A 21,138-nucleotide genomic window follows, 5' to 3' on the forward strand; every position below is an offset into this window, starting at 1 on the left:
TCCAGCTGAGCTACGGATGCATCAGGGAAACTACTTTAGTGCAGATTTTTGATACCGCTGCTAAGGCTGTATCGATTATCCATTCTTTCATTGCTGAAGAAACAGAAAATATGGTGCATCCGGGAGGATTCGAACCTCCGACCGCTCGGTTCGTAGCCGAGTACTCTATCCAGCTGAGCTACGGATGCAAATGGCGGTGAGGCGGGGATTCGAACCCCGGATGCAGCTTTTGACCGCATACTCCCTTAGCAGGGGAGCGCCTTCAGCCTCTCGGCCACCTCACCAACAACGCCTCTTGCGAGTGCTTCGAAGAACTTGTTTCTGCTCATCGTCGCTGCGTGGCGCACATATTACTTTCTGGTACTTATAAGTCAAACAATTTTTCCAGTGCTTTTATCGTTTGCACATTTCACGCGCAATTAGTCTGCAAAAACGGCAAAAAGAGTGTTTTATCAACAGATAAATTGGCGTTTTCTCGGGGGGGCGGGCAAACAGAAAAATTGAGGAAAAGGCAAAAAGTGCAGTGCTGTAGTGAAAACAGAGTGAAATCAGAAGAACAAGATGGGTGCCAGGAGGTAAAGCGAAAAGGAAAAGTAACAGAAACAGGAAAAGAGAGGCGCTAAATCAGGTTGCGCCTCACCAGAAAGGTGAGACGCGAAAACCTTAGTAACTGGACTGCTGGGATTTTTCAGCCTGGATACGCTGGTAGATCTCTTCCCGATGGACAGAAACTTCTTTCGGGGCGTTTACGCCGATGCGTACCTGGTTGCCCTTCACCCCTAAAACTGTCACGGTGACCTCATCGCCAATCATGAGGGTTTCACCAACTCGACGAGTCAGAATCAGCATTCTTTGCTCCTTGAAAGATTAAAAGAGTCGGGTCTCTCTGTATCCCGGCATTATCCATCATATAACGCCAAAAAGTAAGCGATGACAAACACCTAAGTGTAAGCAGTCACGGCATCACATTCTGTTAAACCTAAGTTTAGCCGATATACACAACTTCAACCTGACTTTATCGTTGTCGATAGCGTTGATGCAAACGCTGCAGATTGACCTCCGCAGCGTTGGATTACGCTTATAATTATTACAGTTTTGCGCTGACCCAGCCTTTCACACTGGCTAACGCTGTAGGCAGAGCTGCGGCATCCGTACCACCGGCTTGCGCCATGTCCGGACGACCACCACCCTTACCGCCTACCTGCTGTGCGACCATGCCAATCAGTTCCCCTGCTTTCACACGGTCAGTCACATCCTTAGACACGCCCGCAATCAGAGAAACCTTACCTTCAACTACCGTTGCCAGTACGATAACGGTAGACCCCAGCTGATTTTTCAGATCATCAACCATGGTACGCAGCATTTTAGGTTCAACGTCGGTCAGTTCGCTGACCAGTAGTTTCACGCCGTTGATATCAACCGCTTTACTGGAAAGATTTGCACTCTCCTGCGCGGCGGCTTGTTCCTTCAATTGCTGCAATTCTTTCTCGAGCTGACGCGTACGCTCCAGTACGGAACGCACTTTGTCACCGATATTCTGGCTATCACCTTTCAGCAGATGCGCTATCTCGCTTAAGCGGTCGCTCTCAGCACGCACGGTATTGATAGCACCTTCGCCGGTTACAGCTTCGATACGACGCACACCCGCGGCAGTACCAGACTCAGACACGATGCGGAACAGGCCGATATCACCGGTACGGCTAGCGTGAGTACCACCACACAGTTCGGTAGAGAAATCCCCCATGCTCAGTACGCGCACGTGGTCATCATATTTCTCACCAAACAGCGCCATTGCGCCTTTGGCTTTCGCCGCGTCGAGATCCATGATGTTAGTTTCAATCGGCAGGTTGCGACGAATTTGCGCATTCACCAGATCTTCAACAGCACGAATTTCAGCCGGTTTCATCGCTTCGGTATGAGAGAAGTCAAAACGCAGAAGTTTATCGTTAACCAGTGAGCCTTTCTGTGCCACGTGCGTGCCCAGAACCTGGCGCAGCGCCGCATGCATCAGGTGCGTTGCGGAGTGGTTCAAACGAATACGCGCACGACGCGCTTCATCGACGTCAGCCTGCACGGCATCGCCCACTTTCAGAGAACCCGCAGACAGTTTGCCGATGTGACCAATTGCCTGGCCATATTTTTGCGTATCGCTAACCGCAAACGCAAAGCCCGCACCTTTCAGTTCGCCTTTATCGCCAACCTGACCACCTGATTCCGCATAGAACGGCGTCTGGTCAAGGACGACAACAGCTTCCTGGCCTGCGTTAATTGCGTCTACCGCTTTACCATCTACAAACAGCGCGGTAACTTTACCGTTCAGTTCCAGATGCTCGTAGCCTTTAAATTCAGAGGTACCCTCAACGCGAATCATCGCATTGTAGTCGGCACCAAAACCGCTGGCTTCACGCGCGCGACGGCGCTGTTCTTCCATTGCGGCTTCAAAGCCCGCTTCGTCAACTTTGATGTTGCGCTCACGGCAAACGTCTGCCGTCAGGTCAACCGGGAAGCCGTAGGTATCGTACAGGCGGAAGGCGGTTTCGCCATCCAGCGTATCGCCGGACAGTTTTGTCAGTTCTTCATCCAGCAGAGCCAGACCACGCTCCAGCGTGCGGGCAAACTGCTCTTCTTCAGTTTTCAGAACCTGCTCAACCAGTGCCTGCTGACGCTTCAGTTCTTCACCCGCAGAACCCATCACCTCGACCAGCGGCCCCACCAGCTTGTAGAAGAAGGTGTCTTTCGCGCCCAGCATGTTGCCATGACGCACCGCGCGACGAATGATACGACGCAGCACATAGCCACGGTTTTCATTCGACGGCACAACACCATCGGCAATCAGGAACGCACAGGAACGGATATGGTCGGCAATCACGCGCAGCGATTTGTTGCTCAGATCGGTAGCACCGGTGACTTTCGCCACGGATTCAATCAGCGCGCGGAACAGGTCAATATCGTAGTTGGAGTTAACGTGTTGCAGCACGGCTGCAATACGCTCCAGCCCCATACCGGTATCTACAGATGGCTTCGGCAGCGGTTCCATAGTACCGTCAGCCTGACGGTTAAACTGCATGAAGACGATGTTCCAGATCTCAATGTAGCGATCGCCATCTTCTTCTGCGCTTCCCGGAGGGCCGCCCCAAATGTGGTCGCCGTGATCGTAGAAAATTTCGGTGCACGGACCGCAAGGACCGGTGTCACCCATCTGCCAGAAGTTGTCGGAGGCATAGGCCGCACCTTTGTTATCACCAATACGGATGATACGTTCGCGCGGAATACCGACTTCTTTCTCCCAGATTTCAAAGGCTTCATCGTCAGTTTCGTAAACGGTTACCCACAGACGCTCTTTCGGCAGGGCAAACCAGTTTTCACCGGTCAGCAGTTCCCATGCATACTGGATAGCGTCGTGTTTGAAGTAATCGCCGAAGCTGAAGTTACCCAGCATTTCGAAGAAAGTATGGTGACGTGCAGTGTAGCCGACGTTTTCCAGATCATTGTGTTTACCGCCCGCACGTACGCAACGCTGCGAAGTGGTTGCGCGGGAATAATTACGCTTGTCGAGACCAAGGAAAACATCCTTGAACTGGTTCATCCCGGCGTTGGTAAACAACAAAGTAGGGTCATTGTTTGGAACCAGGGAGCTGCTGGCAACTACCTGATGTCCTTTACTGTGGAAAAAATCGAGAAACGCCTGACGGATCTCAGCAGTGCTCTTGCTCATAATTATCCTGAAGAAATCAAGCTAACGAAATGTCATCACCAGCACAGGCACGTAAACAGCGCCGCTGGCAATCGAAAAGTGGGAATAAGATAAGTTTTCTTCACGGGGAAGTAAAATCCCGTATGCGCTCAATCGTCAAAATTTCGCCATATTGTCTGAATATCTTCCATCAGATAGCCGCGATAGAGCAAAAAACGCTGGACCTTCACCTTTTCTGCAAAATCCACAGGCAAGGGCTCACCGTATTTTCTGATGGCTTGATCTCGCGCCAACGGTGCCCAGTCAATCTCACATTCACGCATCGCGCGTTCGATGGCTTCGCGGGAAATACCTTTCTGTCCCAACTCCTGGCGCACACGTGCGGGGCCATAGCCTTTACGGCTACGACTGGCGATAAATTGTTGAACGAAACGGTCGTCATCCAGGTAGCGGCTTTCTATACACCAGGCAATAACCTTATCGTAATCCTCTGGCGTAGCATCAATTTCTTCCGGTCCATTTTTTCCCATAACCGGGGCTGCCAGTTTCCGTCGCAGTTCCTGTTCACTGTGATCGCGCATGGCAAGTATGCGCACAGCGCGGTCAAGCAGTCGAGAATACGCGGATCGGCGAGACGTTGAATCTGTCATAGTGCACCTTCAGAAATGGAAAAGGGCCGCATCATATGCAGCCCTTTTTATACGATAAAATCAGATTATCAGAAATCTTCGTTCGTTTCTTTTACGCCTTCACTGCTGTCATCAACGGAGAAGTCCGGTTTTGAATCCTGGTTATTGAGCAGTAACTCGCGGACTTTTTTCTCAATTTCTTTTGCGGTAGTCGGGTTTTCTTTCAGCCAGTTGGTTGCGTTCGCTTTACCCTGACCAATTTTTTCACCGTTGTAGCTGTACCATGCACCGGCTTTTTCAATGAGCTTCTCTTTCACGCCCAGGTCGACCAGTTCGCCGTAGAAGTTGATGCCTTCACCGTAAAGGATCTGGAATTCTGCCTGTTTAAACGGCGCAGCAATTTTGTTTTTCACGACCTTAACGCGGGTTTCACTGCCGATTACGTTATCGCCCTCTTTCACCGCGCCAATACGACGGATGTCCAGACGAACAGAGGCGTAGAATTTCAGTGCGTTACCACCGGTCGTGGTTTCCGGGTTACCGAACATGACACCAATCTTCATACGGATCTGGTTGATGAAAATCAGCAGCGTATTGGACTGTTTCAGGTTACCCGCCAGTTTACGCATCGCCTGGCTCATCATACGTGCCGCGAGGCCCATGTGAGAGTCACCGATCTCGCCTTCGATTTCCGCCTTCGGCGTCAGTGCGGCAACGGAGTCGACAACGAGAACATCTACGGCACCGGAACGCGCCAGTGCGTCACAGATTTCCAGCGCTTGTTCACCGGTATCTGGCTGAGAACACAGCAGGTTGTCGATATCAACACCAAGCTTACGGGCATAAACAGGGTCAAGCGCGTGTTCTGCATCGATGAACGCACAGGTTTTACCTTCACGCTGTGCGGCAGCAATCACCTGCAGCGTCAGGGTTGTTTTACCGGAGGATTCTGGCCCGTAGATTTCGACGATACGCCCCATCGGCAAACCGCCTGCACCCAATGCGATATCCAGAGAAAGCGAACCGGTGGAGATGGTTTCCACGTCCATGGAACGGTCTTCACCCAGGCGCATGATGGAGCCTTTACCGAATTGCTTTTCGATCTGACCCAGCGCTGCCGCCAACGCTTTCTGTTTGTTTTCGTCGATAGCCATTAATTACTCCTGTCATGCCACTCTCGGGTTGAACCAAGAATCGTGAAAGATGATGTTCTGTTGACGCAATTATACTGTATGCTCATACAGTATCAAGTATTTTGTAGAAATTGTTGCCACAGGGTCTGTAACGCATAGGCGGTCGCCTGTCTACGCACCGCATCGCGGTCGCCGCTGAAGCATTCCCGGCGCGTGATCCCCTCGCCGCTTACGCTGGCAAAGGCAAACCAGACGGTCCCAACCGGCTTGTCTTCGCTGCCTCCATCCGGCCCGGCAACTCCGCTTATAGAAACGGCGAAATCAGCACGGGCCGCTTTTAGCGCGCCAATGGCCATTTCAACAACCACCGGTTCACTCACCGCGCCATGCTGTGCCAGCGTCGCTTCTCGCACACCAATCATCTGCGACTTGGCTTCGTTACTGTAGGTCACAAATCCGCGCTCAAACCAGGCGGAACTGCCGGCGATATCCGTAATGACTTTCGCTACCCAACCGCCGGTACAGGACTCTGCGGTGGTCATCGTCGCGCCGCGCGCTTTCAATGCCAGCCCTACCTGTTCACTTAACTGCATCAGTTCACTGTCGGTCATTTCAGCCTCTGTCAGTTAAAAAAATATGCCGGACAAGATAGCACTTTCAAAACAAATGTGGGGATGAGGAGAGCAATTTACGAGGGGGATTCCGGAAATAGATCCGTCGCGTCAAGAAGATCTGCCGGATGGCGGTGCCAGGCATCCTATCCGGCCTACAAGAGGTTTCCTCCTGTAGACCGGTTGCGGGTAATTACTGTACGCGCGCCAGCGCTACAGCCTGACCTAATTGCCAGACGGCCATCGCGTAATGCGTGCTGTGGTTGTAGCGGGTAATGGTGTAGAAGTTCGGCAGCCCGTACCAGTATTGGTAACCAGTGCCAATATCCAGACGCAGCAGGCTGGCCTGCTGATGGTTACCCAACGACTGCTGTGGCGTCAGACCTGCAGCCGCAAGCTGAGAAATGCTGTACTGGGTTTTAAACCCGTTTGCCAGCCCTGGCGCCTGGCCATTTGCCGGCACCGCCACCGTATCGCCTTTCACCCAACCGTGACCTTTAAAGTAGTTTGCCACACTGCCGATGGCATCCTCCGGATCCCACAGGTTGATGTGCCCATCGCCATTGAAATCAACCGCATATTCTTTGTAAGAGGACGGCATGAACTGCCCGTAGCCCATTGCACCGGCAAAGGAGCCTTTCAGGTCCAGCGGGTCATCGCTTTCATCTCGAGCCATCAGCAGGAAGGTTTCCAGCTCACCGGAGAAGTATTCCGCCCGACGCGGATAGTTAAACGACAGCGTCGCCAGCGCATCCAGAATACGCGTTTTACCCATCACGCGGCCCCAGCGGGTTTCGACACCGATAATGCCAACAATAATTTCCGGTGGTACGCCGTAGACCTGCCATGCGCGCTTCAACGCATCTTCATGCTGGTTCCAGAACGCCACGCCATTTTGCACGTTATCTGGCGTGATGAACTGCTTGCGATAGCGCAGCCATGCACCGTTAGGCCCGGCTGGCGGCTGCGTCGTCGGTGCCTGACGGTCCATCAAGCGCAGAACGTAGTCCAGACGTTTGGCCTGCGACAGGATCTCCTGCAACTGCTGACGGTCAAAGCCGTGCTTGCTCACCATTTTATCGATGAACTGTTGCGCATTCGGATTATTGGCGAAGTCGCCGCCCGACAGCATGACGTTGTGTTGCGGCTCAAGCAGGAAGCCGCCAGAAGGCGTACCCGTTGTCGTTTGAGTCTCTGAAGGTTTTGGTTTGCTACTACAGGCAGCAAGCAACACACAAAGGGGAAGTAATGCTACATAACGACGCTTGAACATGAGACATCCATTAAACAGATTCAGCCAGAGAGAAGTATGGTAAAGCATCCACCGCCACACAAGGAAGCGGTAGTCGCGCTCCTTCGCAGAATTTACCGCCCCTTTCACCGTTTACCACCCCATTTGCGATCCCTCACGCAACAACTTTCACAATAAAATATTTATCTTTCATTTTGCGATCAAAATAACACTTTAAAATCTTTCATTGTGATTAAAATAAACCACGTTCTAGCAAATTCCCAACCCCCTACAGGAGAGAATAATGATCGACACCATCACCCTGGGCGCAGAGTGGTTCATCGGGCTGTTTCAGAAAGGCGGAGAAGTGTTCACCAGCATGGTCACCGGGATTCTTCCACTGTTAATTAGCCTGCTGGTCATCATGAACGCGCTCATTAACTTTATTGGCCAGCAGCGAATTGAACGTTTTGCTCAACGCTGTGCCGGAAACCCGCTGTCTCGCTATCTACTGCTGCCGTGCATCGGCACCTTTGTTTTTTGTAATCCAATGACGTTGAGTCTGGGCCGGTTTATGCCCGAGAAGTACAAACCCAGTTACTACGCGGCAGCCTCTTATAGCTGCCACTCAATGAACGGGCTGTTTCCACACATCAATCCCGGCGAACTGTTTGTCTATCTGGGGATCGCCAGCGGCCTGACCACGCTTGGCCTGCCGCTCGGTCCACTCGCGGTGAGCTATCTGCTGGTTGGCCTGGTGACAAACTTCTTCCGCGGCTGGGTGACCGACCTCACCACCTCCATCTTCGAAAAGAAAATGGGCATTCAACTTGAGCAGAAAGTCCATCTGGCGGGAGCGACATCATGAGGCGTATTCGTATTGAAAGAGGTACCGGTGGCTGGGGTGGCCCGATTGAACTGGATGCAACCCCCGGTAAGAAAATTGTCTATATCACCGCAGGAACACGCCCGGCGATTGTCGACAAGCTGGCGCAATTAACCGGTTGGCAGGCTATTGATGGCTTTAAAGAGGGCGAGCCTGCAGAAGACGAAATCGGCGCAGCCATCATCGACTGCGGCGGCACGCTACGCTGCGGTATTTACCCGAAACGCCGGATTCCGACAATTAACATTCATTCCACCGGAAAGTCCGGCCCGCTGGCGCAGTACATTACCGAAGATATTTATGTCTCCGGCGTTAAAGAAGACAACATTACCGCTGTCGGTGAAGCCACCACGACGCCACCACCAGCAAGCACCACGGCGGGTCGTGACTACGACACCAGTAAAAAGATTACTGAACAGAGTGATGGCCTGCTGGCGAAAGTCGGCATGGGCATGGGTTCCGCCGTGGCGGTACTGTTCCAGTCCGGGCGCGACACGATTGATACCGTGCTGAAAACCATTCTGCCGTTTATGGCCTTCGTCTCGGCGCTGATCGGCATCATCATGGCCTCCGGCCTGGGTGACTGGATCGCCCACGGCCTGGCGCCGCTGGCCAGCCATCCGCTGGGGCTCGTGACGCTGGCATTAATCTGTTCCTTCCCGCTGCTGTCGCCGTTCCTCGGCCCAGGTGCAGTGATCGCCCAGGTTATTGGCGTGTTGATTGGCGTGCAGATTGGTCTGGGCAATATTCCTCCACATCTGGCTCTGCCTGCACTGTTCGCGATCAACGCCCAGGCCGCCTGCGACTTCATCCCTGTGGGGTTATCACTGGCAGAAGCCCGTCAGGACACCGTGCGCGTCGGCGTGCCGTCCGTACTGGTAAGCCGCTTCCTGACCGGCGCGCCTACCGTTCTCATCGCCTGGTTTGTTTCCGGCTTTATTTATCAATAAGAGGCTCTCAAAGATGACCGTGATCTATCAAACCACCATCACCCGCATTGGCCAGAGCGCCCCGGATGCACTCTGTGACCAAATGCTGATTACCTTTCGTGAAGGCGCACCTGCGGATATCGAAGAGTTTTGCTTCATCCACTGCCACGGCGAGCTAAACGGCGTTCTGCAGGCGGGTATTCAGTTTGAGCTGGGTCAGCATCGCTACCCGGTCACCGCCGTGGGTAGCGTGGCAGAAATGAACTTGCGTGAACTGGGGCATATCACCCTGCGCTTCGACGGACAGAGCGAGGCGGAATTCCCTGGCACCGTACACGTTGCGGGGCCGGTACCGGACGCCATCGCGCCGGGCTGTATTTTGAAGTTTGTTGCTTAAGCGTAAAGGAGAGAAAAATGAATCAAGTTGCCGTTGTCATTGGTGGAGGCCAGACCCTGGGGGCATTCCTTTGCCGTGGGCTTGCGACAGAGGGATACCGCGTGGCGGTGGTCGATATTCAAAGCGATAAAGCCGCAAACGTGGCGCAGGAAATTAATGCCGAGTTCGGTGAGGGGACCGCTTACGGATTTGGTGCCGACGCCACCAGCGAACAAAGCGTGCTGGCGCTATCACGTGGTGTCGATGAGATATTCGGTCGCGCCGATCTACTGGTTTACAGTGCGGGGATCGCCAAAGCGGCGTTTATCAGCGATTTTCAGCTCGGGGATTTCGACCGCTCGCTGCAGGTGAATCTGGTCGGTTACTTCCTCTGTGCCCGTGAGTTCTCACGTCTGATGATCCGCGACGGCGTGCAGGGGCGCATTATCCAGATCAACTCAAAATCCGGCAAAGTGGGCAGCAAGCACAACTCAGGTTACAGTGCGGCAAAATTTGGCGGCGTGGGCTTAACCCAGTCGCTGGCGCTGGATCTCGCGGAATATGGGATTACCGTGCATTCATTGATGCTCGGCAATCTGCTGAAATCACCGATGTTCCAGTCGTTGTTGCCGCAGTATGCCACCAAGCTTGGCCTCAAACCGGATGAAGTGGAGCAGTACTACGTGGATAAGGTCCCACTCAAGCGCGGCTGCGATTATCAGGACGTGCTGAACATGCTGCTGTTCTACGCCAGCCCGAAAGCATCTTACTGCACCGGACAATCGATTAACGTTACCGGCGGTCAGGTGATGTTCTAATGTTGAATTGCCGGATGGCGGTTTCACCTTATCCGGCCTACGCCATCCCTGTAGGCCGGGTAAGCGTAGCGCCACCCGGCATATAATCAAGGAGCAATAACATGGTTTCCGCACTGATTACCGTCGCCGCCATCGCCTGGTGCCTACAGCTAGCGCTGGGCGGCTGGCAAATTTCCCGCTTTAATCGCGCGTTCGACAAGCTTTGTCAGCAGGGTCGGGTCGGCGTCGGGCGTTCCGGCGGACGTTTTAAACCGCGCGTCGTGGTCGCTATCGCTCTGGATGAGCAACAGCGGGTAACCGATACGTTATTTATGAAAGGTCTTACCGTATTCGCCAGACCAGGCAAAATTGTCCCGATAATGGGAAAACATCTTGATGAATTACAGCCTGATGTGATCTTTCCCCATGATCAACTCTCACAGAATGCACTATCATTGGCGCTTAAACTGAAACATGGATAATTTCGTTGTGAATGCTATTAGCTTGCGAAATTATCATTTTGCAACCTATAGCCTAAATAATTCGAGTTGCAGAAGGCCAACGCACATGCAGCTTGAAGTATAACGGGCATATACATAAGTCAGGGTAATCACGCCTATGAAACCTCGTCAGCGTCAGGCTGCCATACTGGAGTATCTGCAAAAGCAGGGAAAATGCTCGGTTGAAGAACTGGCCCACAACTTTGATACAACCGGCACAACCATTCGCAAAGACCTGGTCATTCTGGAAAATGCCGGCACCGTCATTCGCACCTATGGCGGCGTAGTATTAAACAAAGACGAATCTGACCCACCCATCGACCACAAAACGCTAATCAACACGCATAAGAAAGCGCAAATTGCCGAAGCCGCCGTGCGCTTTATTCACGACGGCGACTCAATCATTCTCGACGCAGGCAGCACCGTTTTGCAGATGGTGCCAATGCTCACCCGCTTTAGTAACATCACCGTGATGACCAACAGCCTGCACATTGTTAACGCCCTTTCGGAACTGGACAACGAGCAAACTATCCTGATGCCCGGCGGCACCTTTCGCAAAAAATCGGCGTCATTTCACGGGCAACTGGCAGAAAATGCCTTCGAGCAGTTCAGCTTTGATAAACTCTTCATGGGAACCGACGGCATCGATCTGAATGCCGGTGTGACCACCTTTAATGAGGTCTATACCGTCAGCAAGGCGATGTGCAATGCCGCTCGCGAAGTGATTCTGATGGCGGACTCGTCGAAATTCGGGCGCAAAAGCCCCAATGTGGTATGCAGTCTGGAAAGCGTCGACAAGCTGATTACCGATGCGGGCATCGACCCTGCATTTCGTCAGGCGCTGGAAGCAAAAGGGATAGAAGTGATCATAACCGGAGAAACCAATGAGTGATGCACTACTGAACGCGGGCCGTCAGACGTTAATGCTGGAACTCCAGGAAGCCAGCCGACTGCCAGAACGCCTCGGCGATGACTTTGTTCGTGCCGCCAATACTATCATCCACTGCGAAGGCAAAGTGATTGTCTCTGGCATTGGTAAGTCTGGCCATATTGGCAAAAAAATCGCCGCGACCCTCGCCAGCACCGGCACCCCGGCGTTCTTCGTGCATCCAGCGGAAGCATTGCACGGCGACTTAGGCATGATTGAAAGCCGCGATGTGATGCTCTTCATCTCCTACTCCGGCGGCGCGAAAGAGCTGGATCTCATCATTCCGCGCCTGGAAGACAAATCAGTCGCGCTGCTGGCGATGACCGGAAAACCCACCTCGCCATTAGGTCTGGCCGCCAAAGCCGTACTGGATATTTCGGTTGAACGTGAAGCCTGTCCGATGCGTCTGGCACCCACCTCCAGCACCGTCAACACCCTGATGATGGGCGATGCGCTGGCAATTGCCGTCATGCAAGCGCGCGGTTTTAACGAAGAGGATTTTGCGCGTTCTCATCCGGCCGGAGCGCTGGGCGCTCGTCTGTTAAACAAGGTGCACCACCTGATGCGCCGCGACGACGCCGTACCGCAGGTGACGCTTACTACCAGCGTTATGGACGCCATGCTGGAACTGAGCCGCACCGGTCTGGGTCTGGTGGCGGTCTGCGACGAGCAGTCTCTGGTGAAAGGTGTCTTTACCGACGGTGACCTGCGTCGCTGGCTGGTTGGTGGCGGCGCACTCAGCACGGAAGTACGCGAAGCGATGACCCCGAATGGCGTCACGCTGCAGGCACAAAGCCGCGCGATTGACGCCAAAGAGGTTCTGATGAAGCGCAAAATCACTGCCGCACCGGTGGTGGATGAAAACGGCAAACTCACCGGCGCAATTAACCTGCAGGATTTTTATCAGGCGGGCATTCTCTAATCCTTCAGTCCCAGACGCTTCGCCAGCCGATGCAGGTTGGCGACGTCGGTTTCCAGCGCCCGCGCGCTTGCCGCCCAGCTATGGTTATTCTGCGCCAGCGCCCGGCGGATCATCTCCCGCTGAAAAGACTCCGTGGCTTCGCGCAGATTGTGATTCTGCGGGATCTCCGCCATGACGTCGGCTTCAGCCTGCGGCGTATGCGCCTCTTCCTGTAAGGCAAAGTGCTGCGGCTCCAGCACCACTTCATCCCCTGCCCTTGTTGCCCTGGCCAGCACCACCGCACGATGAATAGCATGTTCCAGCTCACGCACGTTACCCGGCCAACCGTAGCTCAGCAGATGGCGACGCGCACCGGGGCTTAGCACCACACGGGAAAGTCCCAGCCTCAGCCGGCACTGTTCGCAAAAATAACCCGCCAGCAAAACCACATCTTCACCGCGCTCACGCAGCGGCGGTACCGAAAGGGGAAAGACGCTCAGGCGGTGGAACAGGTCGGCACGGAAATTCCCGGCCAGCACCTCTTCGCGTAAATCACGGTTGGTGGCTGCCAGCACGCGAACATCCACCCGCAAGCTGCGATCGTCACCCACTCGCTGAATATCACCGTACTGCAACACGCGCAGCAGCTTGGCCTGCAACGCCAGTGACAGTTCGCCAATCTCGTCCAGGAACAGCGTGCCGTTGTCCGCCATTTCAAACTTGCCGCTACGGTTGCTGATGGCCCCGGTAAAGGCGCCTTTCACATGGCCAAACAGTTCGCTTTCCGCGACGCTTTCTGGCAACGCGGCACAGTTGAGATACACAAGCGGATTCACCGCACGCGGCGAGCCTTCATGAATTGCTTTCGCCACCAGCTCTTTCCCGGTTCCCGTTTCGCCGCTGATTAAGACGTTAAGATCGGAGCCTGCCACAATCTCAATCTCTTTTTTCAGCTGCATCATATTAGGCGACAGGCCAATCATCTGCGTTTCCGTCACCTGTTCGAAAGCGGTGGACGAACCCGGCAGCATATTCTGGCTTTCCAGCTGTTCAATCAGCAGCGCATTGCTCAGCGCCCCCGCCGCCAGTGCGGCAATCAACCTAAGCTCTTCATCGCTGAAGACATCGAACTGATCTGGCTCCATACCATCCAGCGTCAGCGCGCCAATCAAATTTTGTCCGGCAAACAGCGGCAGCCCAATGCAGGCATGGACCTTCAGGCTTTCCTGGCCGGGGATCAGCCCATCGTACGGATCGGGCAAATCGCTGTCGGCTGGAAAACGCACCACGTCCCCGGCGCGGGCAATCGCTTCCAGACGCGGATGCCCCTCCAACGTAAACCGTCTGCCGAGAACATCCTGCGCCAGCCCGTCGATCGCCAGCGGAATAAACTGTCGTGATTCATAGCGCAGCAGCGCCGACGCATCGCACTCCAGCACCTGGCGCAGCGTAGTGATCAGGCGTTGAAAACGATCCTGATGCCCAATACCGCTTTGTAATTCAATGGCGATACCCGCCAGCACATCAACGGAAAAACTCATGGCTACCTCATTGTCATTTTGACAATGCATATTGTCATATTGACAACAAAAAGCATAGTCATTTTGACAATTAATTTAAAGAAGAAAAACATTAAACTGTTATAAATCAATTAAATAAAAAGTTGGCACGCAACATGCAATAAGCAAAACATCTTTTTTAGAAACACGCTAAATTAATTACTGAGGTTGCTATGTCTATTCTGGTTAAAAATAACATTCATTGGGTTGGCCAACGTGACTGGGAAGTTCGTGATTTCCACGGGACAGAATACAAAACGCTGCGCGGCAGCAGCTACAACAGCTATCTTATCCGTGAAGAAAAAAATGTCCTGATCGATACAGTAGACCACAAGTTTAGCCGTGAATTCGTGCAGAATCTGCGCAATGAAATTGACCTGGCAGATATTGACTACATCATCATTAACCATGCAGAAGAAGACCATGCCGGGGCGCTGACCGAGCTGATGTCCTGCATCCCGGACACGCCGATTTACTGCACCGCTAACGCGATTGACTCCATCACCGGCCACCACCATCACCCGGAATGGAACTTCAACGTGGTAAAAACCGGTGACTCACTGGATATCGGTAATGGCAAACAGCTGATCTTCGTTGAAACGCCGATGCTGCACTGGCCGGACAGCATGATGACTTACATGACCGGTGACGCCGTGCTGTTCAGTAACGATGCTTTTGGTCAGCACTACTGTGACGAACGTCTGTTCAACGACGAAGTAGATCAGACTGAACTGTTCGAACAGTGCCAGCGCTACTACGCCAACATCCTGACGCCGTTCAGCCGCCTGGTTACGCCAAAAATCACTGAAATCCTCGGCTTCAATCTGCCGGTTGATATGATTGCCACCTCTCACGGTGTGGTATGGCGCGACAACCCAACGCAGATCGTTGAGATGTACCTGAAATGGGCAGCGGATTATCAGGAAGATCGTATCACTATCTTCTACGACACCATGTCCAACAACACCCGTATGATGGCCGATGCCATTGCCCAGGGCATCAACGAAGTTGACCCGAACGTGGCAGTGAAAATCTTTAACGTCGCCCGCAGCGATAAAAACGAAGTCCTGACGAACGTCTTCCGCTCTAAAGGCGTGCTGGTCGGCACCTCCACGATGAACAACGTGATGATGCCGAAGATCGCCGGTCTGGTCGAAGAAATGACCGGCCTGCGTTTTCGCAATAAACGCGCCAGCGCCTTCGGCTCACACGGCTGGAGCGGCGGTGCGGTAGACCGTCTGTCCACGCGTCTGCAGGATGCCGGTTTTGAAATGTCCCTGAGCCTGAAAGCCAAATGGCGCCCGGATCTGGATGCGCTGGAACTGTGCCGTCAGCACGGTCGTGAAATTGCACGTCAGTGGGCGCTCGCTCCACTGCCGGAAACCAGCGTCAAAGCCGCAACCAAAGAGGAAGAGTGCGCCTGTGCCGCCGCCGCGGCCGCTGACCTTGGACCTTGCATGCAGTGCAGCGTTTGCCAGTGGATCTACGATCCAGAGAAAGGCGAGCCGCTGCAGGATGTCGCACCGGGTACACCGTGGAGCGACGTGCCGGAAAACTTCCTGTGCCCGGAATGTTCATTAGGCAAAGACGTCTTCGACGTACTGGCTACGGAGGCAAAATGAGCCGCGGAATTGTCATTATTGGTTCGGGCTTCGCCGCCCGCCAGTTAGTCAAAAATATCCGTAAGCAGGATGCGACTGTCCCGCTGACCCTGATTGCCGCTGACAGCATCGATGAGTACAACAAGCCCGATCTCAGCCATGTTATCAGCCAGGCACAGCGTGCCGACGACCTCACCCGCCAGTCGGCGGGGGAGTTTGCCGAACAGTTTAATTTGCGCCTGTTCCCGCACACCTGGGTGACCGACATCGATGCCGATGCTCACGTAGTGAAAAGCCAGGACAAGCAGTGGCAGTATGACAAGCTGGTGCTGGCTACGGGGGCATCAGCCTTTGTACCGCCGGTGACCGGACGTGAGTTAATGCTCACACTGAACAGCCAGCAGGAGTATCGCGCCTGTGAAACGCAACTGCGCGATGCGCAGCGAGTCCTGATTGTTGGCGGTGGTTTGATTGGCAGCGAGCTGGCGATGGATTTCTGCCGTGCCGGTAAAGCGGTGACGCTTATCGATAACGCCGCCAGCATTCTGGCCTCGTTAATGCCGCCAGAAGTCAGCAGCCGTTTACAGCATCGTCTGACCGATATGGGCGTACACCTGCTGCTGAAATCACAGTTGCAGAGTCTGGAGAAAACCAGCACCGGTATCCGTGCCACGCTCGATCGTAACCGCAGTGTAGACGTTGATGCGGTGATTGCCGCAACCGGTCTGCGTGCAGAAACCGCGCTGGCGCGTCGCGCCGGGTTAACCATCAATCGCGGCGTTTGCGTTGACAGCTATCTGCAAACCAGCCACCCGGATATTTACGCCCTCGGTGACTGCGCAGAAATTAATGGTCAGGTCCTGCCGTTCCTGCAGCCGATTCAGCTCAGCGCGATGTATCTGGCTAAAAACCTGCTCGGCGGCAATGCTCCGCTGAAACTGCCGGCCATGCTGGTAAAAATCAAAACGCCTGAGCTGCCATTACACCTGGCAGGGGAAACCCAGCGTCGCGATCTGAACTGGCATATTGCGGCTGAAGCAGAAGGTATGGTCGCCAGAGGAATGAACAGCGAAGGCCAACTGTGTGCCTTCGTGGTGAGCGAAGATCGTATGAAGGAGGCCTTCGCGCTGCTGAAAACACTGCCCGTGTAAACAATGTTGTGCCATTGCTTGTTTTATTAACCTCACGCACACGGATGTGCGTTGCCACTTGTCGGTATGCCCCGACTTGCTTTTCTTGCCCCGCCAGTCCCGGGGCTTTTTTTATTTTTACGGCAATGCCCGCGCCGCAGCAATCACGCCCTGCCCCAGCGACAATCCCCCATCCCCTGCCGGTAAACGCTGCGGGAACAGTAACGTAAAATCATGCAGATAAAACGCCAGACGGGCTGACAGCAAACGGTTATGCATCACGCCCCCGCTAAATACCAGCGTCGTAATACCGCGTAACTGTGCCTGTTGGCGCATCAGCGTAGCAAACCCACGCGCCAGCGCATCATGGAAAGCCCAGGCGCGTTCAGGGGGGGTCGCCTGCCAGTTCAGCCACTGCTGCCAGAAAACCGCCAAATCCAACTGGTTGTTGTTAAGCGGTATGGCGACCGGGTGTTCAACGCCTGCACATTGTGACGCTAACGCCTCCAGCGCACAGGCGGCCTCGCCTTCATAGCTCAGGGATTGCGGTGCGCACTGCAGTGCGGCGGCAACGGCATCAAACAAGCGTCCACACGACGATGCCAACGGCGCGTTGATCCCACGCTCGATGGCGCGAGCCAGTACGCTCCAGTTTTGTTGCTGCACAAACGCCGTTTCCGGATAACGCTGCCAGTCAGGCACAAAGCGCAGACACTGCGCCAGCAGATTGCGCCACGGCTGTTTTGCCGCCAGATCGCCACCCACCAGCGCTACCGCGGGCAAGCCACCCAGGTATTCGCATTCGCGATAATTCACCCGCAGGCACTCGCCACCCCACAGCGCACCGTTTTCGCCCATGCCGATACCGTCCAGCGTCAGGGCAATAACATCGCCACCGTTCAACGGCCAGCCGTGCTCAGCCAGGCACGCCGCAGCATGCGCATGATGGTGCAGCACCGTTTCAATTGGCAACGTCATCTCACGGGCCCACTGGCTGGAAACGTAGCCAGGATGCGCGTCGCAGACGATACGCTGCGGGGTAAAATCATAAATGTTCTGGATCAGATGCAGCGCATCGCGCCACTGATGCTGAATGCCGTCATCGCTCAGATCGCCCAGATGCTGACTAATCACCGCCTGTTCCCCCCGGATCAGACAGAACGTATTTTTCAGATCAGCGCCTAAGCACAGCATCGGCGGCACGTCGCGAAAACCTGGCGGCAACGCCACGGCATCCGGCACGTAGCCTCGGGAGCGACGCAGCATCTCCCCGCTTTCGCGCACCACGGAGTCATCCATGCGCTGCACAATCTCGCGGTTATGCAGCAAAAAGCCGTCGGCAATGTCGTGCAAATCGTCCAGCGCCTGCGCATTAGTAATGGCTGGCGGTCATCACCAGCGGCCCCTTCATCTCCTGCAACAGCAAATGCTGTAACGGGTTGGCAGGCAGCATGACGCCGACCTCGGTAAGTCCTGGCGCAATCCCTTCACACAGTGAAACCACATACTGTTTATTGACCAACACGATGGGGGCAGCGGGCGTAGTCAGCAAACGCCGTGCCGCTTCTGGCAGTCCGTCATCCCCCGGCAGCATTACCGCCAGCGGTTTAGCCGGACGATGTTTACGCCGACGGAGCAGCGCCACGGCAGCGTCGTTGCGCGCATCACAGACCAGATGAAATCCACCAATGCCTTTAACCGCCACAATGCCACCGGCTTTCAACCGCGTAACCGCCGCCTGTAGCGCCGGTTCTTTTTCCGCTCGCTCGTCTGCGCTTATCCACGCCAGATGCGGGCCACACGCTGGGCAGGCGACAGGCTGGGCATGAAAACGACGATCATACGGATCGCGATATTCAGCATCGCATTGTGGGCACAACGGGAATGAAGCCATGACGGTAAACGGACGGTCATACGGCATCGCACGAATAATGGTGAAGCGCGGGCCGCAGTGGGTACAGTTGATGAAAGGGTAACGATAACGGCGTTCACCGGGGGTGTTCATTTCAGCTAGACATTCAGGGCAAGTTGCGGCGTCCGGTACGATCTGCGTATTCATCGTTCCGCCAGCACTTTGGCGGATGGAGAAATCTGCGGGTCGTTGTTGCCAGGCAAACGGCGCACTCTCGACGCTATCAATCCGCGCCAGCGGCGGGCAGTGCTGATGCAGTTCGGCAATAAATTGCGCTGCGTCTTCGAGCAAACGCACCACCACCCCGTCGCCGTCGTTACAGACGTCGCCATGCAGCTGTAGCCGCTGCGCCAGTTGCCAGACAAAGGGTCGGAACCCAACGCCCTGTACCTTACCGCGAATGCGCAGCTCTACACCGGAGTGGTTGCTTAGTGTCATGTTGAATTCCCGCGATCGTGTATCCCTGAAATATCCCTTTGCCGGATGGCGGCTTCGCCTTATCCGGCCTACGTGTTATTGCCCTGTAGGCCTGATAAGCGTAGCGCCATCAGGCAGGTATTTTACGCGGATTTTGGACAATCAGAACAGCAAAGATGCGGTGGAGTCCAGTGCCGCACGACGGCGTTTTTCCGCGCTCAGCTGCTCCAGTTTATTGCGATCGACATAAATCAGCGCATGCGTCGGGCAGACTTCCATACAGGCAGGACCGGCTTCGCGATGGTGGCACAGATCGCATTTGTTGGCTTCGGCTTTTTCAGCACGCACGTTCAGACCCGCGCCGCTGTTACGAATAACCGGACGGACAACCACTTCCATTGCGCCATAAGGACAAGCGACCACGCAGGTTTTACAGCCAATGCAGCGTTCCTGCATCACGTGGACAAAGCCTTTATCGCGGCTAATTGCACCGTTCGGGCAGACGTTGGCACACGGCGCATCTTCACACTGACGGCACAGCGTCGCGGTAGAGACGTTAACGCCTTTGATCACGTGAATGCGCGGTAAAAAGGTTTCAGGGGTCAGCGATGCGCAGTCCTGGTTATCCTGATGGGATACCACGCAGGCCACTTCACAGGTACGGCAACCAATGCATTTATTGGCGTCTGCAATGATGAAACGGTTCATCAAATTCTCCAGCAATGACAGATTATCTGCCGAAACATTCATAAATCGTGCCAGAATTTAATGCGCTGTTATTAAAGGATTTTTATTTTACTCTGCTTTAATAAAGCATGTCATCGTCACTAGTGACGATGACAAATGACAGCATCAGCGCGAAAGTGTCGGCGCAAGAGAGGCGCGAGGGATAAGCTCACCGGTAAAGGTTTTCGCTGGCGTAAAGGCTCCGCCGTCCAGCATAAAGATCAGGCGTCCTATGGTTTCCTGGACCATCTCCGTGACCGGGATTTTGACGCTGGCAAGCGCCGGAATGGTGTACGGCGCAAGGGCTATATCATCGAAACCAATCACCGACACCTGCGCGGGAACATTAATGCCCTGCTCGTTCAACTGCTTCATCGCGCCAATCGCCATATCATCATTGCTGGCCACCAGCGCGGTGAAATTCACCTTGCGTAAAAGTAAGGTTTTAACGCCTTCAGCCCCACAGGCTGGCGTCCATTTACCCTTCACAATCAAATCATTATTCAACGGAATGCCGTGCTGCGCCAGCGCGTCTTTGTAACCGGAAAGTCGCTCCACGCCGGTGGGCGAATCCATTGAGCCGCTGATAAAAGCAATCTCGGTATGCCCGGCGCGAATCAACTGCGTGACGGCATTAAAGCTGGTCTGTTTTTGATCGCACCAGACGCAGTGGCTGGTGTTTTTACGCAGGCGTCGGTTAAGCACCATAATGGGCTGGGCGTGTGCATCGATAATCTCATCGATGTCATCCACACTGAGAAAACGCGGATAGATCATGACAGCATCACAGCGCAGGTCGAGCAGATATTGAATCGCCTGACGCTCTTCCTCGGCACTATGTTTACCGTCGGCAAGCAGAAGCTGGCGTCCTTTATCCTCCGCCATACGCGCAGTGTGAAAGAGCAACTCGCTAAAATAAACGCCGTGATACAGGGTGTTGGTTACCACCAGACCCAGCGTCTGCGTGCTCTTCGCCGCCAGGCTGCGCGCCAGCAAATTGGGACGATAGCCACTCTCTTCAATAGCCTGGAACACGCGGTCTTTGGTCTCCTGGCTGACGTAGCCGTTCCCCGAAAGCACCCGGGAAACCGTAGCTTTCGACACGCCAGCACGCTTCGCCACTTCCAACATCGTGGTCATCTTACTCATCCCTTTTCACGCAATGTGACGCAGTGTAC

At 54.4% G+C, this 21,138-nt stretch carries 18 protein-coding genes, 2 tRNA genes and 1 pseudogene; 9 read left to right on the plus strand and 12 right to left on the minus strand.

The annotated features are described in order from the left end of the window. Window positions 1-111: 111 nt before the first annotated feature. The 8 genes from FDW98_RS00500 to mltB form a co-directional block, all read right to left on the minus strand. A tRNA-Arg gene (locus FDW98_RS00500) sits at window positions 112-188 on the minus strand. A 3-nt stretch (window positions 189-191) separates the two neighbouring features. Continuing rightward, window positions 192-284, minus strand: a tRNA-Ser gene (locus FDW98_RS00505). Between the two features lie 379 nt (window positions 285-663). Beyond that, complete coding sequence (gene csrA / locus FDW98_RS00510; RefSeq protein ID WP_000906486.1) at window positions 664-849, minus strand: carbon storage regulator CsrA; 186 nt, start codon at window positions 847-849, stop codon at window positions 664-666. A 238-nt stretch (window positions 850-1,087) separates the two neighbouring features. After that, entirely contained in the window at window positions 1,088-3,715 is a 2,628-nt protein-coding gene (alaS, locus tag FDW98_RS00515; RefSeq protein WP_096755989.1) for an alanine--tRNA ligase, read from the minus strand. A gap of 128 nt (window positions 3,716-3,843) precedes the next feature. Continuing rightward, window positions 3,844-4,344, minus strand: a complete 501-nt coding sequence (recX, locus tag FDW98_RS00520) for a recombination regulator RecX (RefSeq protein WP_096755988.1) — start codon at window positions 4,342-4,344, stop codon at window positions 3,844-3,846. 68 nt (window positions 4,345-4,412) lie between these two features. Then, the gene (gene recA / locus FDW98_RS00525; RefSeq protein ID WP_096755987.1) at window positions 4,413-5,477 is read right to left on the minus strand and encodes a recombinase RecA; all 1,065 of its coding nucleotides are present in this window, start codon (window positions 5,475-5,477) and stop codon (window positions 4,413-4,415) included. A gap of 92 nt (window positions 5,478-5,569) precedes the next feature. After that, complete coding sequence (pncC, locus tag FDW98_RS00530; protein ID WP_096755986.1) at window positions 5,570-6,067, minus strand: nicotinamide-nucleotide amidase; 498 nt, start codon at window positions 6,065-6,067, stop codon at window positions 5,570-5,572. Window positions 6,068-6,260: 193 nt separating this feature from the next. Beyond that, complete coding sequence (gene mltB / locus FDW98_RS00535) at window positions 6,261-7,340, minus strand: lytic murein transglycosylase B (protein ID WP_096755985.1); 1,080 nt, start codon at window positions 7,338-7,340, stop codon at window positions 6,261-6,263. A 262-nt stretch (window positions 7,341-7,602) separates the two neighbouring features. Between mltB and srlA the strand changes: the two genes are divergently transcribed. The 7 genes from srlA to gutQ all read left to right on the plus strand — a co-directional run bounded on the left by srlA (window position 7,603) and on the right by gutQ (window position 12,636). Next, entirely contained in the window at window positions 7,603-8,166 is a 564-nt protein-coding gene (srlA, locus tag FDW98_RS00540; protein ID WP_096755984.1) for a PTS glucitol/sorbitol transporter subunit IIC, read from the plus strand. After that, complete coding sequence (locus tag FDW98_RS00545) at window positions 8,163-9,134, plus strand: PTS glucitol/sorbitol transporter subunit IIB (protein ID WP_096755983.1); 972 nt, start codon at window positions 8,163-8,165, stop codon at window positions 9,132-9,134. The genes srlA and FDW98_RS00545 overlap by 4 nt, the downstream gene beginning before the upstream one ends. Window positions 9,135-9,147: 13 nt before the next feature. Continuing rightward, window positions 9,148-9,510 (plus strand): PTS glucitol/sorbitol transporter subunit IIA, encoded by a 363-nt coding sequence (gene srlB, locus FDW98_RS00550; protein WP_096755982.1) that lies wholly within the window; start codon window positions 9,148-9,150, stop codon window positions 9,508-9,510. Between the two features lie 17 nt (window positions 9,511-9,527). After that, window positions 9,528-10,307, plus strand: a complete 780-nt coding sequence (gene srlD / locus FDW98_RS00555; protein WP_096755981.1) for a sorbitol-6-phosphate dehydrogenase — start codon at window positions 9,528-9,530, stop codon at window positions 10,305-10,307. A 101-nt stretch (window positions 10,308-10,408) separates the two neighbouring features. Next, window positions 10,409-10,768: a transcriptional regulator GutM gene (gutM, locus tag FDW98_RS00560; protein ID WP_096755980.1), complete on the plus strand. Its 360-nt coding sequence runs from the start codon at window positions 10,409-10,411 to the stop codon at window positions 10,766-10,768. Between the two features lie 136 nt (window positions 10,769-10,904). Beyond that, window positions 10,905-11,678 (plus strand): glucitol operon DNA-binding transcriptional repressor SrlR, encoded by a 774-nt coding sequence (gene srlR, locus FDW98_RS00565; protein WP_096755979.1) that lies wholly within the window; start codon window positions 10,905-10,907, stop codon window positions 11,676-11,678. Further along, entirely contained in the window at window positions 11,671-12,636 is a 966-nt protein-coding gene (gene gutQ, locus FDW98_RS00570; RefSeq protein WP_096755978.1) for an arabinose-5-phosphate isomerase GutQ, read from the plus strand. The genes srlR and gutQ overlap by 8 nt, the downstream gene beginning before the upstream one ends. Here the strand turns inward: gutQ and norR are convergent. Then, window positions 12,633-14,156: a nitric oxide reductase transcriptional regulator NorR gene (gene norR, locus FDW98_RS00575; RefSeq protein WP_096755977.1), complete on the minus strand. Its 1,524-nt coding sequence runs from the start codon at window positions 14,154-14,156 to the stop codon at window positions 12,633-12,635. The two genes, gutQ and norR, sit on opposite strands and share 4 nt — an antisense overlap. Before the next feature lie 191 nt (window positions 14,157-14,347). Between norR and norV the strand changes: the two genes are divergently transcribed. Both norV and norW read left to right on the plus strand, forming a co-directional pair. Beyond that, complete coding sequence (gene norV / locus FDW98_RS00580; protein ID WP_096755976.1) at window positions 14,348-15,796, plus strand: anaerobic nitric oxide reductase flavorubredoxin; 1,449 nt, start codon at window positions 14,348-14,350, stop codon at window positions 15,794-15,796. Continuing rightward, window positions 15,793-16,926: an NADH:flavorubredoxin reductase NorW gene (gene norW / locus FDW98_RS00585; RefSeq protein ID WP_096755975.1), complete on the plus strand. Its 1,134-nt coding sequence runs from the start codon at window positions 15,793-15,795 to the stop codon at window positions 16,924-16,926. Before norV ends, norW begins: the two co-directional genes overlap by 4 nt. A gap of 117 nt (window positions 16,927-17,043) precedes the next feature. Here norW and hypF read toward each other — a convergent pair. The 3 genes and pseudogenes from hypF to FDW98_RS00600 form a co-directional block, all read right to left on the minus strand. Continuing rightward, window positions 17,044-19,255 (minus strand): annotated as a pseudogene (gene hypF / locus FDW98_RS00590) (carbamoyltransferase HypF). A 141-nt stretch (window positions 19,256-19,396) separates the two neighbouring features. Beyond that, on the minus strand, window positions 19,397-19,942 hold the full coding sequence (gene hydN / locus FDW98_RS00595; RefSeq protein WP_096759340.1) for an electron transport protein HydN: 546 nt from the start codon (window positions 19,940-19,942) through the stop codon (window positions 19,397-19,399). Window positions 19,943-20,086: 144 nt separating this feature from the next. After that, the gene (locus FDW98_RS00600; RefSeq protein ID WP_096755973.1) at window positions 20,087-21,100 is read right to left on the minus strand and encodes a LacI family DNA-binding transcriptional regulator; all 1,014 of its coding nucleotides are present in this window, start codon (window positions 21,098-21,100) and stop codon (window positions 20,087-20,089) included. Window positions 21,101-21,138: the final 38 nt, after the last annotated feature.

The sequence above is a fragment of the Citrobacter sp. wls711 genome (assembly GCF_005281055.1).
GTDB lineage: Bacteria > Pseudomonadota > Gammaproteobacteria > Enterobacterales > Enterobacteriaceae > Citrobacter > Citrobacter gillenii.

What these genes read in the sequence shown, in the direction of transcription:
- csrA (WP_000906486.1), bottom strand. Translation starts at nt 849, where the DNA reads ATGCTGATTCTGACTCGTCGAGTTGGTGAAACCCTCATGATTGGCGAT.
- alaS (WP_096755989.1), bottom strand. Translation starts at nt 3,715, where the DNA reads ATGAGCAAGAGCACTGCTGAGATCCGTCAGGCGTTTCTCGATTTTTTC.
- recX (WP_096755988.1), bottom strand. Translation starts at nt 4,344, where the DNA reads ATGACAGATTCAACGTCTCGCCGATCCGCGTATTCTCGACTGCTTGAC.
- recA (WP_096755987.1), bottom strand. Translation starts at nt 5,477, where the DNA reads ATGGCTATCGACGAAAACAAACAGAAAGCGTTGGCGGCAGCGCTGGGT.
- pncC (WP_096755986.1), bottom strand. Translation starts at nt 6,067, where the DNA reads ATGACCGACAGTGAACTGATGCAGTTAAGTGAACAGGTAGGGCTGGCA.
- mltB (WP_096755985.1), bottom strand. Translation starts at nt 7,340, where the DNA reads ATGTTCAAGCGTCGTTATGTAGCATTACTTCCCCTTTGTGTGTTGCTT.
- srlA (WP_096755984.1), top strand. Translation starts at nt 7,603, where the DNA reads ATGATCGACACCATCACCCTGGGCGCAGAGTGGTTCATCGGGCTGTTT.
- FDW98_RS00545 (WP_096755983.1), top strand. Translation starts at nt 8,163, where the DNA reads ATGAGGCGTATTCGTATTGAAAGAGGTACCGGTGGCTGGGGTGGCCCG.
- srlB (WP_096755982.1), top strand. Translation starts at nt 9,148, where the DNA reads ATGACCGTGATCTATCAAACCACCATCACCCGCATTGGCCAGAGCGCC.
- srlD (WP_096755981.1), top strand. Translation starts at nt 9,528, where the DNA reads ATGAATCAAGTTGCCGTTGTCATTGGTGGAGGCCAGACCCTGGGGGCA.
- gutM (WP_096755980.1), top strand. Translation starts at nt 10,409, where the DNA reads ATGGTTTCCGCACTGATTACCGTCGCCGCCATCGCCTGGTGCCTACAG.
- srlR (WP_096755979.1), top strand. Translation starts at nt 10,905, where the DNA reads ATGAAACCTCGTCAGCGTCAGGCTGCCATACTGGAGTATCTGCAAAAG.
- gutQ (WP_096755978.1), top strand. Translation starts at nt 11,671, where the DNA reads ATGAGTGATGCACTACTGAACGCGGGCCGTCAGACGTTAATGCTGGAA.
- norR (WP_096755977.1), bottom strand. Translation starts at nt 14,156, where the DNA reads ATGAGTTTTTCCGTTGATGTGCTGGCGGGTATCGCCATTGAATTACAA.
- norV (WP_096755976.1), top strand. Translation starts at nt 14,348, where the DNA reads ATGTCTATTCTGGTTAAAAATAACATTCATTGGGTTGGCCAACGTGAC.
- norW (WP_096755975.1), top strand. Translation starts at nt 15,793, where the DNA reads ATGAGCCGCGGAATTGTCATTATTGGTTCGGGCTTCGCCGCCCGCCAG.
- hydN (WP_096759340.1), bottom strand. Translation starts at nt 19,942, where the DNA reads ATGAACCGTTTCATCATTGCAGACGCCAATAAATGCATTGGTTGCCGT.
- FDW98_RS00600 (WP_096755973.1), bottom strand. Translation starts at nt 21,100, where the DNA reads ATGACCACGATGTTGGAAGTGGCGAAGCGTGCTGGCGTGTCGAAAGCT.